The following is a 14330-nucleotide window of genomic DNA, read 5'->3' as shown; positions in this document are numbered from 1 at the left end:
CGAATTACTTTTTCTTACCTTTGCGATTATCCGTGTCTTCCCACTTATCGCCATTGTACCAAGATGACCATCCAGTCGCTTTCCCACTTTCATTTTCGGTCATGACGTATTGTTGTTTAGTCTTACGACTGTAACGAACAAGGGTCGGATTGCCATCTGGGTCAGATTGTGGCGCATCCGCAAGATAATAGAATTTCGGCGAAATTCTATCTCTAAACCGGGCAAGTTCCTGAACTTTTGGCGCTCTTGTTTCTCTTGATTTAGGGAAGTTATGCGCGGCTAGGAATATACCCGATGCGCCATCTCGCAACACAAAGTGTGCATCTGATTTTTCACACGGTAGTTCCGGCAAATCTACGGGATCTTCTTTCGGTGGAGCAGCTTCTCCGTTGCGTAACAACTTGCGGGTATTTTTACACTCCTCGTTGGTACACCCGAAGTACTTACCAAAGCGACCATTCTTCAATTCCATATCGCTGCCGCACTTATCACATTCGATAATTGGGCCATCATAGCCTTTGATTTTGAAGGTACCCGCTTCGATGTACGTTCCCGGGCAAGTTGGCGTATTACCACACACATGCAGTTTGCGCGTTTCGTCCACGAGGTAACTATCCATAGCGGTTCCGCAGATATCACAGCGGCGCTTCGCTCGTAGTGCCTCGGTTTCCATTTCCTCTTCGTCGTCGACTTTGACAACCTCGTCTCCGGACGTCAGATTCATGGTGTTGGTACAACGTTCTTTTGGTGGCAGATTATAACCTGAACATCCCAAAAACACGCCAGTGCTCGCAGTACGTACGTTCATTTCGCGACCACACTTCGTACATTCTATGCCCGCCGGTACAGCTTGATTTGGACGCATGCCCCCTTCTTCAGCCTCTTTTTCGGCGGTCAACAATTTGCTGTAAAAACCGTCGTAGAAACTATTGAGAACTTGCTTCCAATTTTGATGACCATCGGCAATTTCATCCAACTGTTGTTCCATGTTGGCTGTGAAATCATAGTTCATCAAATCGTCAAAGTTTTCAATCAAGCGGTCATTGACAATCTCGCCCATTTTTTCGGCATAAAAGCGTTTATTTTCAAGGCGAACATAGCCTCGATCTTGAATTGTCGAAATGATGCTGGCGTAAGTAGAAGGGCGACCAATGCCTCGCTTTTCCAACTCTTTAACTAACGATGCTTCGTTGAACCTAGCAACGGGTTTTGTGAAATGCTGCTTGGGATCAAGGGATTTCAAATTCAGCTTGTCACCTTGTTTGACATCGGGTAGCAACAGGTCTTCATCGCCTTTCTTACGCAATTGTTGTTGAACGCGAGTCCAACCATCAAATTTGAGTACTCGGCCTTTTGCCGTCAACTCGAAATCGCCCGCCCCAACTTTGATCGTTGTCGCGTCGTATTTCGCATTTGTCATTTGACACGCAACAAATTGGCGCCAGATGAGCTCATAGAGCCGCTGAGCGTCTCTTTCCATGTCACCTAGAGTACTTGATTGAATTTGGACGTTTGAGGGCCTGATGGCTTCGTGAGCCTCTTGAGCGCCTTCTTTACTGCCGTATCGAATCGGGTTATCTGGCAAGTACTTTGCACCAAAGCTATCTTCGATAAACGCGCGGCAGCTCTCCAACGCTTCTTGACTCAAATTGGTTGAGTCAGTACGCATATACGTAATATGACCCGCCTCGTAAAGACGCTGAGCTAACATCATCGTTTTCTTTACACCAAAACCGAGACGCGTGCTCGCGGCTTGTTGGAGTGTTGATGTTATAAACGGCGCAGAAGGTTTACTTTGAGTAGGCTTAGACTCTCGGCTTTTGACCAGGTATGTAGCGTCGTTCAGTTGTGCCAAAGCCGCGTCAGTTTCTGCTTTGTTCTTTGGCTTAAACGCTTGCCCATTTTGTCTCACCACTTGCATGTGAAGCAAGTCATTCGCCGAGCTATTCAAGTCAGCATGTACATCCCAGAATTCTTCTGGAACGAAGGCTTTGATTTCTCGCTCTCGCTCAACAACAAGCCTTACTGCGACCGACTGTACCCGCCCAGCAGAAAGGCCTCTTGCCACTTTTTTCCACAGTAATGGCGAGACCATAAAGCCTACCACTCTGTCGAGAAAACGCCTCGCTTGCTGCGCGTTGACTCTTGCAACGTTGACTTCTCCTGGATCGGAGAAAGCATCTTGGATTGCATTTTTAGTGATTTCGTTGAATACAACACGCTGGTACGTTTTACCCTTGGTCCCCAATAACTCTTGCAAGTGCCAAGCAATTGCTTCTCCCTCTCTATCCAAATCGGTTGCGAGATAGATAGTGTCGGCATCTTTTGCGAGTTTTTTGAGTTCGGTAACGACTTTTTCTTTACCTTGCAGAACCTGATAATGCGCTTTCCAATCGTTTTCAGGGTCTACACCCATGCGGTCAACTAGCTTCTTATATTCGAATTTTCGAAGGTAATCTTCACGCTGTTTGTCGCTAAACGTTTTGAGTTCTTTTGCGGTTTTCTTAGGCTCTACCTTCCCCAACGCTTTGGTTGGGAGGTCGCGAACGTGCCCCACAGAAGATTTTACAATAAAATTTTTGCCGAGATATTTATTTATCGTTTTCGCCTTAGCTGGCGACTCGACAATAACCAGAGATTTTGCCATAAAGTTGCACTAAACCTTTTGATTTATAATGGTTTTCCACAGAAAAAACCGAATTCCCCATGTATAAAAAGAAGACAAATGGGGTTGAGCTCTTTTTTAACATATATCTACAAAGTGAATGGAAAACAAGATCTTCTTAATAGTTATTCTTTTTGTGCGATTTTTAAACAGCAAAATCTGTTCACTTTTTAACCAACGCGATTGGCAAGTCAAATAAAACTCGTATAATGCCGCTCAAACCAAGGGGGATATTTCGACTATATTTGTTAGGTTAATGTCGCACTTCTCCTGAATGCAATCAGAGAGGCAATTGCCGCTCAGTGAATAATAACGAGGGAAACATGAAGCAGTTCGAAGTGAATTTTGATGGACTTGTCGGCCCAACTCACAACTATGCAGGACTATCGTTTGGCAACGTTGCATCACTCAATAATGCCAACGCCGTAAGCAGCCCTAAACAGGCCGCTAAGCAAGGTTTGGCAAAAATGAAGGCACTGTCAGACATGGGCATGGTTCAAGGCGTTCTCGCGCCACAGGAGCGCCCTGACATAGCAACGCTTCGAAGACTTGGCTTCAGTGGTACTGATCAACGCGTGTTAGAGCAAGCAGCAAAGCAAGCTCGTGAAGTATTTTTGGCTTGTTGCTCAGCATCTAGCATGTGGACGGCCAATGCAGCGACAGTATCGCCAAGTGCAGATACCGCAGACGCTCGCGTGCATTTTACACCGGCAAACTTAACCAACAAATTCCACCGCTCTCTTGAACCTCAAGTCACAGGGCGTATCCTTCAGTCAACATTCAACAATGATAAGCATTTTGCTCACCATACTCACTTACCTGATAACGAGCACTTTGGAGATGAAGGTGCTGCAAACCACACCAGACTTTGCACAGAGTACGGTCGCGCCGGCGTAGAGATTTTTGTATACGGCCGCCACGCATTTGACACCAGTAAACCAGCGCCGACGAAATTCCCAGCTCGTCAAACACTAGAAGCCTGTCAGGCTGTAGCGCGATTGCATGGGTTGAGTGATGAAGGCGTAGTTTACGTACAGCAAAACCCAGACGTCATCGATCAAGGTGTGTTTCACAATGACGTGATTGCTGTAGGCAATCAAAACGTGTTGTTTTTCCATGATCAAGCGTTTCACAATACCGCTGCGGCACTCGATGAAATTCGTCGTAAATTCGGTGAGGAAGCGTTGCATTTTATCGAAGTACCGAGTGACAAAGTCTCGGTTCAAGATGCCGTAAAAACGTACTTATTCAATACCCAGATCATTACCTTGCCAGACCAATCGATGTCGATTATCGCACCGACCGAATGCCAAGAGAATGCGGCTGTAAGCCAATACCTAGCTGAACTTGTCGAACAAGATACGCCAATTAAATCGGTCAATTATATGGACGTTAAGCAAAGCATGCGCAATGGCGGAGGCCCTGCGTGTTTGAGGCTGCGCGTTGCCCTAACTGAACCTGAGTTACAAGCGGTTAATCCAAATACCTTGATCAACGACGCGCAGTTCGCTCGATTGAATGCGTGGGTTGACAAACATTACCGCGACGAGCTTACCGAGGATGACTTACGTGACCCTCAATTGTTGATTGAATCTCGTACTGCACTAGATGAATTGACACAACTATTGAGCTTAGGCAGCGTATATCCTTTCCAGCAAGGTTAATCTTTGGCGCAACACAGTGAGTTGCGCATACTTGACTCAATGACTGAGTCGGAGATTTGCAAATAAAAAAGCCGCTCTACAGAGCGGCTTTTTGTTGTCTAGCTTATCGAGAGGTATTACACCCTGTCGCTGGGTCTATGATGGTTCCAAATGGACTTGGTGGTGGCACCTCTGCGACGTCATCGAGATCAGTAGCCGCGGCACTAAACGTGAAATTGGTCGCCGCACTAGCTTCACTACCAGTAGATTGAGCGAATACCGTAATTTCAGCCTCATACCAACCCGCAAATTCCTTCGGATAACGCAGCTCTATTGTCGCCTGGCCGTTCTCATCAGTTAAATTTGTATCTTTAAAGGTGATACTTCCAACGATACCCGGTGTTAAAAAGCCGTCGTCGTTGAGGTCTTCGCCAGGTTCAAGAATGCCATTACCATTCGAATCATCATCCATGTCTAACGTACCATTGCGGTTAGTCGTATCTGCGCCTAAGTCAAGAATACCGTTGGGATCAATTGAGTCTTCGTTAGGGCAATCCAAGAAACTGCTGATGACCCAAGACGTGCCTGTCCAACTCCACGCCCCTTTGCGATACACACCGCTATTAGCGTATTTAATTGGCGTCGCTGAAACCGTTAACTCGACGTTTTCAATGGGTTGGCCTACAGCATCAGTCACAAATACCGCAAACTCTTTGAGATAGGTTGCATCGTCAGGTACACCGATAATATTGCCAGTACCGATGGACACATCGAAAGCGCGTTGTCCCACAGTTAAGGTCACTTCATCTTGTACACTTGTACCAGAAACCGCTGCGGTTATACGTACCGCGTCCTCACTGGTAACCGAACCAGACGTAAATACCGTCGATGCAATACCATTGCCATCAGTGGTCGCCTGTGATGGAGAAATAGAACCCGTGCTCGTGTCATCAACATTGAAACTAACCACCGCCCCTTTCACCAAATTACCACTTGGGTCGCGAACAATAGCGGTAATCGTACTGGTTTGCCCATCAGGACCGATTTGATCTGGCGTAGCATCAGTTTGAATACTATCAGGAACTGTCGCAATAAATTCTATTTCAGTACGCGCTGTTACTTCGTTGCTGTCGGAGTCGATACCGCTTGCCGTAATCGCTGAGATCCCAGCGTTTGAAGACGAGATATCAAAACTCGCTTGACCACTTGCATCAGTTGTCACCGTTGCTGCGCCATCAATAACACCACGTGACGCTGTAAAAGTGACTGTACCGCCGGCAAATGGCGAACCGTCTTTATTCCACGTAACAACGAGAGTTTCCGTATCGCCCAGTGCAATTTCATCGCTCGGCACAGTGGTAAACGTAAATTGGTCCTCTTGAATTGTAATATCAATCGTACCCGATGCATTCAACGCTGTTGCAGTAACGGTATCTTCACCAGATTGTGTGCCTGTATATTGCACCGTTGCTTGACCATTTGCCCCAGTTCTTACTGTATCCGAAGCCAAGGTGCCACTTGTTGCACTTAACGCAACATCCGTATTTGGAATTGAGACTCCGTCAGAATCTTGAACGCGGATGGTGAGTTCCACACTGTCGTTCAAAATAATGGATGTGGCACCGTTAATTAGGATTTCAGTTCCAACAATCTCGATTTCGACGTTTTGACTCAATTCGCCAGTCTGTGCAGTAACGACTACCGTGCGGTTTGTCGCATTGTTTCTAGTCGACAATAACGCTCGTGCAGTACCGTCTGCTTCCGTTGTTCCTTGGGTTATTTGCAACTCTACACCGTCGCTACTTGGAACGGAGAATGAGACGTCGATACCTTCTAATAATACGCTTTGGTCGTTTTTCACTAGTGCAATAAGTTCGACGTCATCCGAGCCACTCGATGACATTTGAATCGCACTGGCGAACAGCTCGATTGAACTTGGGCGTTGCTCTACTTGTTGCGCTCCCTCTGAAACAAATCCAACTTGCGAAGTTTCGCCGCCAGCAAGAGTGGCAATAACTTGACCGCTTCCGCTGTTTTGACCCACTAAAAGACCAATACTCGCTGTCCCATCTGCACTGGTGAGGGCTGTGCCGGCATCATTATCAAACTCAGCCAAATCCGCTTGATTGAACGTAAAGGTGACGAGTTGATCAGCCATGGGGTTGCCGTCGCCGTCTCTTACCGTCGCAATAACCGTCAGTGGCGTCGTCTCATTGAGGGTGTTGTTCTCATTGCCGTCTCCGTCGACCATTGAAAGCGCAACGGTATTCGGTGACGTCACAACATCAGGCGTACCTTCAGAGGTAAAGGCAATAGAGGCAGTCTCACCGTCTTGCAATACCGCTGTAATCTGGCCGCTGCCTGAATCTTCCCCCACCGTTATGCCGATTCTTGCGATGCCATCGTCGCCGCTAACGGCAGTTCCTGCATCATTGTTAAACGACGCTAGATTTGCCTGCGTAAAGGAGAAAGTCACTAGCTCTCCTGACTTAGGGTTGCCATCGCTATCTGTCACTGTTGCCACTAAGGTCAGTGGGTTGGTCGTGCTGACCGTCGAATCAGCAGTGTTATTTTGGTCGACAAGTGACAAAGCAACTGAATCTACCGGATCAGGTTGAGTTGGTGTGGTTGGGTTTGTTGGGTCAGTATCTCGAGATAAAGAACCTCCACCACCGCACGCAGCGATGATGAACACTGATAATAGTAGAGTAAGCGACTTCACAATTGCTTTCATAAATGTCTTCCTGGACCTCATTTCGTCAGAGAGCGGTCGTAATTTTACGTTTAAAACCGTGCAATTTCTGGCACACTAATAGTGTCAAATAGAACAACAACAATATTCATGGAACCTTGATGTCTGAATCTGCACATAAATATAGTTTAACTACCAGAATTTTTATCGGCATGTTTACCGGAATAATTACCGGTATTCTGCTTCAAGCACTTGCTGATGATAGCGGAGATTTGCGCTTTTCGATATTCTCAATGGAATTATCAACGTATGGTATTTTTGTAGAAGGTATATTTTCTACCATAGGAACCATATTCGTTAACAGCTTGAAAATGCTAGTAGTTCCTTTGGTATTTGTATCTCTGGTGCTGGGTACAAGTAGCTTGAGTGATCCTGCTAAGCTCGGTCGATTAGGTATAAAATCCGTCGGACTTTATATTTTTACTACCGCGGTTGCCATTACACTGGCAATGACAGCAGCATTGATAGTTAAACCCGGCGAAGGGTTGAACCTTTCCACAGAAAGCGACTACGTTGCCAAAGAAGCGCCTTCTCTTTCCCAAGTCATAATTGACATGTTCCCGACCAATCCGATCGCATCGATGGCTGAAGGCAATATGTTACAAATCATTGTCTTTGCAGTGCTATTTGGTATCGCTATGGCTATGTCTGGTGACGCAGGGAAACGCTTGACGAATATTTTCGAAGACGTCAATGATGTGATCATGCGCTTAGTCACCATAATAATGAATCTAGCCCCATATGGTGTCTTTGTATTGTTAGCTAAATTGTTTGCTACAACAGACAGCGCCACCATTTTTGGCCTAGCAAAATACTTTTTCTTAGTACTCGCCGTGTTGTTTGTACATGCATTGCTAACCTACCCCTTACTGCTGAAAACGCTGACAGGATTAAACCCACTACTGTTGTTGAGAAAAATGCGAGAAGCTGCAGTGTTCGCTTTTAGTACCTCAAGTTCTGGCGCCACCCTACCGGTAACGATGGAAACGGCAAAAAACAAGCTGGGCGTAAACAACTCGGTTGCCTCTTTTACAGTACCGCTGGGCGCTACCATCAACATGGATGGTACGGCGATCATGCAAGGCGTAGCAACGGTATTCATTGCCCAAGTTTTCGCTGTCGACCTAACGATGGGTGACTATTTGATGGTGATTCTGACTGCCACACTGGCATCTGTCGGCACTGCCGGTGTGCCTGGGGTTGGCTTGGTAATGTTGGCTATGGTCCTACAGCAAGTGAATTTACCAGTAGAGGGCATCGCACTGATTTTAGGTGTAGACAGATTGCTTGATATGACAAGGACTGCGGTCAATGTGACAGGTGACTGTACGGTTGCCTGTATTGTAGCGAAATCCAAAGGCGCACTTGATGAAGACGCATTTAACGACCCGCAAGCAGGAGCAAAGTTTGAAGACGTCGATTTAGCCGATTTGAAGTCGAAATAAACGACTTGGTTAATCTGATTGATACAAAAAAAGGAGCCCTGCGGCTCCTTTTTTACTAACGTCTCAACCGCCTAATTGTGAGTAAAAGTAGCCCTAATACACCGAGACCGACCGGTTCAGGCACTCGTGTAACACCAATAACAATATTGTCCACTTCCATAGCTCGACGGGTGCTAACTAGTTCGATACGGTCAAATACCTCATCTGCGGCAAAATCGATATTGACGTAAACATTAGATCCCGGATCGACTCGATTGCCACTTGACCCAGAATTGGCACCCAACAACGCATTGCCCGTTAAGGACAATACTTGGTCGTTACCATTGAAAAAACGAAGCGTATTGTAATTGTCAGCAGACCCCCAGTAGAATCCTAAATAGTCAATTTTAAAGCCCGTTCCGACGCCGGCCAAAAACGCCGCGTAATTGATCACAACACTGCCACTCGAGGACCCGCCAGTTGATGGCGTATACCCAAAGCAAGTCGTATCATTGGCAGGGCTTGCTCTTCCCGAAATGTTGCCAATTCCCACACCCAAATCGCCTGAAACGGTAATCCCCGCCGCCGTCGAATTCAATGCGCATCCAACAGCAGGGTTTTGGTTAAATAGTGTCGAACCAAGTCCTTGCCCTTTCATTTGGGTTATTGCATCGAAAGTTTCAATGAAGTAGCCGTTCACGCCGAATGTTTCGTCTGCGAATGGGGCTTGATTGGGGTCAATAAACGTACTAGTCAGGCCGGAATTGTCAGTTGCGTTGACGCCTCCGTAAGTAATGATTGCACTCTCTGAAGCTAATGACACTGTCATTAAACTCGCAGCAGCTAAGCATTTGATGTAACTGTTCTTCATCTTTCACCTCAAAGTGTAATTTAAGTGAAAGCGTTCCTATGCTGTAATGCTCCAGTTTAAAAGAAAACATGCATAGACAAGACCACGTCGCTAACCCTCTGAAAAGAGGATAAAAAAATTAGATTGCAAAGCGCATCAGAATAAAAGTGTAAAAAATACTGACGAATTTAACACCACACTGTTGCGGTCCTCCGAATTTTAGCGTTGTCTTTTTAGCACAGAGGTCGAATCCCCCTATGCTAATTATTCGTATCATCTTAACCATTCAACGCCGTTGCAGGGTTGGTTTTCACGGCCTGATTCGACGGGTATACCGTCGCCACTACACACAGCAACACAGCCGTTACAACAGTAATAATCACATCGATGGCTTCTAATTGAGAAGGTAGAAAGTCGATAAAATAAATGTCGCCGGACAACACTGTGATCCCGAACGTCGATTCGACGAATTCGACAATTCGCGACAGGTTGGGTGCGACAACAACGGCAAGTATGGTTCCCCCAGCAATGCCAATAAGGCCATTGATAACACCTTGGAAGATAAACACACTACGAATGAGTTTGTCCGTCGCCCCCATGGTTCTCAGGATGGCAATCGCTGATTGTTTCTCTCTTACTGCCATCACCAAAGTAGACACAATATTGAAGCAGGCTACGGCTATAACAAGAGTCAGCGCAATGTATACCACTACCCTGACCAATTGGATATCTTGATACAAATGGCCTTGGGTGCGCGTCCAATCAGACATATAAACGGCCTGGGGGAATGCATATCCCGTTTCCCTCATAACCGAATAAGCACTCATTGGATCAGCGAGGGTAAATCGCAGCCCCTTCGCGCCAGAGACAATGGCCGCAGCTTCTGAGGTATAGTTCAAATGAGAAATGGCGATATAGTTATCGAGCTCACCGCCAACACTAATCACCCCGGCAACTTCAAATGTTGTTGTTTTGGGCGCTTTAAACGAGAGATCTTCGGTAACAGTCGGCACCAATACCTGCACTTTCTGGCCTACAGCCACTTTGAGTTTTTGTGCAATCCCCTTGCCCAGTAACAATCGGTTTTCAGCGACAATAAATTGCTGCCAGTCGTCTTCGCTGACCTGTTTTGTCCATGGGCTATCTTTGCTGGACTCAATGTCTAACCCTGTCAATTCAATAGCTTTAAGCTGCCCCTTTACCTGTAACATGCCAGTAATCTTGGTATAGGGTTCGACATTAGTAAAATTTGGATTTTGTTCCAATAGAAGAACATGCTCCTGCCAATTTTGAATACCTTGATTGTCAACCGAGTAGAGCTCGCCATGAGGTATCAAGGCCAACAGGCGTTCTTTTAGCTCCCGTTCAAATCCATTCATAATGCTCAGTAGCACAATCAGGACAAAGCAGCCCAAGCCAATACCCAGCGTCGATGACATAGAAACGAAAGAGATATAGCGATTTTTTTGTTTAGCTCGTCGAAAACGAGACGCGATTTGCCACGCTAACATTTATTTTGCCGCCATCGGTGAAGCGCCGCTCGATGACTCAACCAGTTTGCCGTTGGTCAACGTCAGAATCCGATCCATTTTGTCGGCCAATGTTCTGTCATGGGTTACAACAATAAAACTGGTTCCGAGTTCATCGCTCAACTGGCACAGTAATTCATAAACGGTTTGTCCCGTGTTTTGGTCGAGATTGCCGGTAGGCTCATCAGCGAATACCAGTTGTGGCTTAGTAACCAAAGCTCTCGCGATAGCAACTCGCTGTCGCTCTCCACCTGACAGCTCGCCCGGCTTGTGTGACTGCCTGTGATCTAACTTGACCATTGCCAACATGGCTTTAGCTTGCTCTGCCGCTGCCTTACCACTGAGGCCACCAATCATTAATGGCATAGCCACATTCTCGAGTGCACTGAACTCCGGTAAAAGGTGATGAAACTGATAAATGAAGCCCATTTTCTGATTGCGTATATCAGCGAGTTTTGCTGCTGACAACGAAAACAGATCTTGACCCGCAAAAGCTACATTACCTGCAGATGGCGTATCTAGGCCACCAAGAATATGCAACAGTGTACTTTTTCCAGAACCAGAGCTGCCTAAAATCGCAACTTGTTGGCCCGGCGAAATAGAAAATGATACGTCTGATAAGACGGAGGTTTGCGTTTCACCATCGGAATAGGCTTTAGAGATGGCGTCGCAAACTAACAATTCATCCATGTGGTAACTACTAATCAATAACGGATAGTAAAATGGTATCGCGAAGTGTCAAAAGCGCAAAGTTTTAAAATGCAGAATTTGTTACGGATTGTGATAAGCCGACACACATGAGCACCACTCCGCCTCATTCCAATTTTTACTCGCTAATCAATATCAGAAAGTCAGTGACATAGTGTTATGGCGCTAGTGCGCTTGCTCGATGGCTGCGACGAGTTCTGAAACCAACGCATTATTTTTATCAGCCGAGGCATTGTGGTCACAGCCGACAACCTTTGAGAAAGCATTGATTTGGTTGGGCGTGGGGGTCTGATATTGATTTCGCCACTGTGCAAAAATACTATCGATTTCCCCCTTAGTTTTATAAGCTGGCAGAATAAAATCGGCTATGGCTTTTAGCACCATACTATTACTTAGTTGAGAAAGCGAAACCTCCAGTCCCGCCAGCTCTGTTGTCTCCGATTCTGCCTCATCCGTGCTTTTTTCGAGAAGCGATATCCAGTCTACGAGAATCTCGATATCGCTGCTACTTTGCAGTTGGGATAGTCGAATGACTCTTTGCTTAATACCGGCTAGTGATGCAACGTCACCTTGTAATAAACTAGTGAGCAAAACGTTCACGCTAGCAATCAGCTCGCCATTTCGGTTGGCATCAGTAAAGTACTGGTCCAATGCATTTTTAAATGATTCAGACGCCTTCTCGTAATCACCTTGATATAGGGCTAACACCCCGTAACCATTGTCGACATCGGCAATCCAATCATTCCGTTTGAGGCGAGATGCCAAACGCTCAAGGCTGTCTAAAATTTCATTTACCGCACTATAATTGCCGTCATACATCAGCACCATCGCCATCGAATAGACGGGAGAAAAGAGTTTTTTTGCGTCGCTTACCTCGTCGATAGCACAGCTGTACAAATTAAATGCGCTGGAATAGTCGCCGTTTTTCATCGCGAAGTGGCCGAGATAGTTTAGATAAGTGGGTTGAAACTCACGTCCTTGTTGCATCCCAAATATCTGAGCCATACGCTCAAAGGCGTCAGCAGCAAGAGACGAATCATCAAGTTGATTGCTCACCACTATCACGTTGTAATGCCATTCAAGTTGTTTTGGTATCGGCAGTAATGCGGCGTGTTCGCCGTAAGTATTTATTAGCGCCTTGGCTTTCATGGGCGAACCGACGCGAAAAACTTTAATCGATGACAATATTTGGTTCATCTGTTCGGTATTTGTCGAATAGGCAGATAACGGCGTCAACGCTACTAAGATCAATATCGAAATCATCGCCTTTTTAAGGACCGCATCAAGAGATAAAACAACGAACACACGCGCGATAATTGATAACACTGAAGTCAACTCAAAGGTCTTACCAGTTAGTAACTGTAGACGGTCACTCTGCTATCGGCAATTGAACTTTCGGCTGATAGCGTAAGATGCAACGGGATTTAATTTTTTGAATTAAATGACAACGAACGCGATTGTTCCGTAGAAGCAATAACATCAAAACTTAGACAAACGAAATTTAGAGGCCACCTGAAACGGCGAAATAGATAAAAGGAATTTGAAACAATGCAAAAGCATTAATGGCGGAGTGGACGGGACTCGAACCCGCGACCCCCGGCGTGACAGGCCGGTATTCTAACCAACTGAACTACCACTCCGCACAGGGGAAATGCGTTACTAATGGCGGAGCGGACGGGACTCGAACCCGCGACCCCCGGCGTGACAGGCCGGTATTCTAACCAACTGAACTACCGCTCCAGAAACCTTAGTAACATGTATTCAAAAAATGGCGGAGCGGACGGGACTCGAACCCGCGACCCCCGGCGTGACAGGCCGGTATTCTAACCAACTGAACTACCGCTCCGCATATCTTCAATACTATCAGCGAGTTATTGGCCGTTGTTGTTTGGCCCGTCCCTCACCGCGGCGCAGATAATACGGTTTCACCCCTAGGGAGTCAAACGTTTTTTTAGTAAAAATGAAATATTTTAGTTCGTTTGAACATTAATTCGCCATCACTGTTTAATGTGCGATCAATGTGATCGCGTAATATACAATTCACGCAAAGTTAGATGCACTAACACTTTTGTTTTTAAAACGCGATTTAAGTCTTTTTATGAACTTATTTCACAAAAAGGGGTTAGCGTCCCAACCCATTCTCGATAAACCTTACCTAAATTTGGTTTTTCACAAGTGACAACGATAATAAGTCATCAAGGACTTTTGATTAAATGGATGGTCGTGATACTACTTTGTCGTGTCCCGGGTGTGTGCGCATACAGGCTGAACACATTGAAGTTTCGACATATTGCGCAACTGAACGGGGCTTGGCCCCGCTTGCGGGAATGTTATTGGATGGATGGTGTCGAACTAGCGACTGGGTTCGTGCTTCTCATATTGAGGTAAAGGTTGGTCAAACGTATCCCAATTCGCTTTAGACGGGACGAAATTATGAGAAATTGGGCGCTCCTCAATATCAGAATCAAGGATACCAAGCCTCAGTCGCAACTTTGATGGGTTTGAAGCATTGCTGCTATACAAAGGCGATGCACATTGTCTACAGAAATGGCGTTTCTTCCCAGGTTTGACTTCGTAAGCCGAAATACAATCCGCTCCTTCGACTATGTCCAAATCAGCAGCGTTGACAAAGCCATTGGTCGCGTAAGCCGTACCGCTTGATTTACGGCACAAAGAGCAGTGGCAGTGGATGATATCGGAGATCGAGCCCTTAATCGTTAATTTCACACTTTTGCACAAACAACTTGCGCTATACACGA

The 14330-nt window shown here is 46.1% G+C and carries 9 protein-coding genes and 3 tRNA genes; 2 read left to right on the top strand and 10 right to left on the bottom strand.

The window, feature by feature from the left end:
• Nucleotides 1-4 precede the first annotated feature (4 nt).
• Entirely contained in the window at nucleotides 5-2647 is a 2643-nt protein-coding gene (gene topA / locus AC27G9_RS01270) for a type I DNA topoisomerase (protein WP_487070201.1), read from the bottom strand.
• A gap of 341 nt (nucleotides 2648-2988) precedes the next feature.
• On the opposite strand from topA, the gene astB reads away from it, so the two are divergent.
• The gene (gene astB / locus AC27G9_RS01265) at nucleotides 2989-4329 is read left to right on the top strand and encodes an N-succinylarginine dihydrolase (protein WP_487070199.1); all 1341 of its coding nucleotides are present in this window, start codon (nucleotides 2989-2991) and stop codon (nucleotides 4327-4329) included.
• Nucleotides 4330-4432: 103 nt separating this feature from the next.
• On the opposite strand, the gene AC27G9_RS01260 is transcribed toward astB, so the two are convergent.
• Nucleotides 4433-7042, bottom strand: coding sequence for an Ig-like domain-containing protein (locus tag AC27G9_RS01260; RefSeq protein ID WP_487070197.1), 2610 nt, complete (start codon nucleotides 7040-7042; stop codon nucleotides 4433-4435).
• 119 nt (nucleotides 7043-7161) lie between these two features.
• On the opposite strand from AC27G9_RS01260, the gene AC27G9_RS01255 reads away from it, so the two are divergent.
• Nucleotides 7162-8505, top strand: coding sequence for a dicarboxylate/amino acid:cation symporter (locus tag AC27G9_RS01255; protein WP_487070195.1), 1344 nt, complete (start codon nucleotides 7162-7164; stop codon nucleotides 8503-8505).
• Nucleotides 8506-8560: 55 nt separating this feature from the next.
• Here AC27G9_RS01255 and AC27G9_RS01250 read toward each other — a convergent pair whose 3' ends face one another.
• The 8 genes from AC27G9_RS01250 to AC27G9_RS01215 all read right to left on the bottom strand — a co-directional run bounded on the left by AC27G9_RS01250 (nucleotide 8561) and on the right by AC27G9_RS01215 (nucleotide 14328).
• Nucleotides 8561-9355 carry an Npun_F0296 family exosortase-dependent surface protein gene (locus tag AC27G9_RS01250; protein WP_487070193.1) on the bottom strand — a complete coding sequence of 265 codons (795 nt, stop codon included), beginning with the start codon at nucleotides 9353-9355 and terminating at the stop codon, nucleotides 8561-8563.
• A gap of 257 nt (nucleotides 9356-9612) precedes the next feature.
• Entirely contained in the window at nucleotides 9613-10845 is a 1233-nt protein-coding gene (locus AC27G9_RS01245; RefSeq protein WP_487070191.1) for a lipoprotein-releasing ABC transporter permease subunit, read from the bottom strand.
• Nucleotides 10846-11553: a lipoprotein-releasing ABC transporter ATP-binding protein LolD gene (lolD, locus tag AC27G9_RS01240; protein ID WP_487070189.1), complete on the bottom strand. Its 708-nt coding sequence runs from the start codon at nucleotides 11551-11553 to the stop codon at nucleotides 10846-10848.
• A gap of 183 nt (nucleotides 11554-11736) precedes the next feature.
• Nucleotides 11737-12897, bottom strand: coding sequence for a tetratricopeptide repeat protein (locus AC27G9_RS01235; protein ID WP_487070187.1), 1161 nt, complete (start codon nucleotides 12895-12897; stop codon nucleotides 11737-11739).
• A gap of 237 nt (nucleotides 12898-13134) precedes the next feature.
• Nucleotides 13135-13211 (bottom strand) — tRNA-Asp (locus AC27G9_RS01230).
• Nucleotides 13212-13234: 23 nt separating this feature from the next.
• Nucleotides 13235-13311: transfer RNA gene (locus tag AC27G9_RS01225), tRNA-Asp, on the bottom strand.
• A gap of 29 nt (nucleotides 13312-13340) precedes the next feature.
• Nucleotides 13341-13417: transfer RNA gene (locus AC27G9_RS01220), tRNA-Asp, on the bottom strand.
• A gap of 506 nt (nucleotides 13418-13923) precedes the next feature.
• Nucleotides 13924-14328 carry a GFA family protein gene (locus AC27G9_RS01215; protein ID WP_487070185.1) on the bottom strand — a complete coding sequence of 135 codons (405 nt, stop codon included), beginning with the start codon at nucleotides 14326-14328 and terminating at the stop codon, nucleotides 13924-13926.
• Between the last annotated feature and the right edge of the window lie 2 nt (nucleotides 14329-14330).

The sequence above is a fragment of the Alteromonas sp. 5NS40-0096 genome (genome assembly GCF_057544385.1).
Note: the sequence above shows the minus strand (reverse complement) of the source record. Positions and strands in the feature narration are given on the sequence as shown.

What these genes read in the sequence shown, in the direction of transcription:
- topA (WP_487070201.1), bottom strand. Translation starts at nt 2,647, where the DNA reads ATGGCAAAATCTCTGGTTATTGTCGAGTCGCCAGCTAAGGCGAAAACG.
- astB (WP_487070199.1), top strand. Translation starts at nt 2,989, where the DNA reads ATGAAGCAGTTCGAAGTGAATTTTGATGGACTTGTCGGCCCAACTCAC.
- AC27G9_RS01260 (WP_487070197.1), bottom strand. Translation starts at nt 7,042, where the DNA reads ATGAAAGCAATTGTGAAGTCGCTTACTCTACTATTATCAGTGTTCATC.
- AC27G9_RS01255 (WP_487070195.1), top strand. Translation starts at nt 7,162, where the DNA reads ATGTCTGAATCTGCACATAAATATAGTTTAACTACCAGAATTTTTATC.
- AC27G9_RS01250 (WP_487070193.1), bottom strand. Translation starts at nt 9,355, where the DNA reads ATGAAGAACAGTTACATCAAATGCTTAGCTGCTGCGAGTTTAATGACA.
- AC27G9_RS01245 (WP_487070191.1), bottom strand. Translation starts at nt 10,845, where the DNA reads ATGTTAGCGTGGCAAATCGCGTCTCGTTTTCGACGAGCTAAACAAAAA.
- lolD (WP_487070189.1), bottom strand. Translation starts at nt 11,553, where the DNA reads ATGGATGAATTGTTAGTTTGCGACGCCATCTCTAAAGCCTATTCCGAT.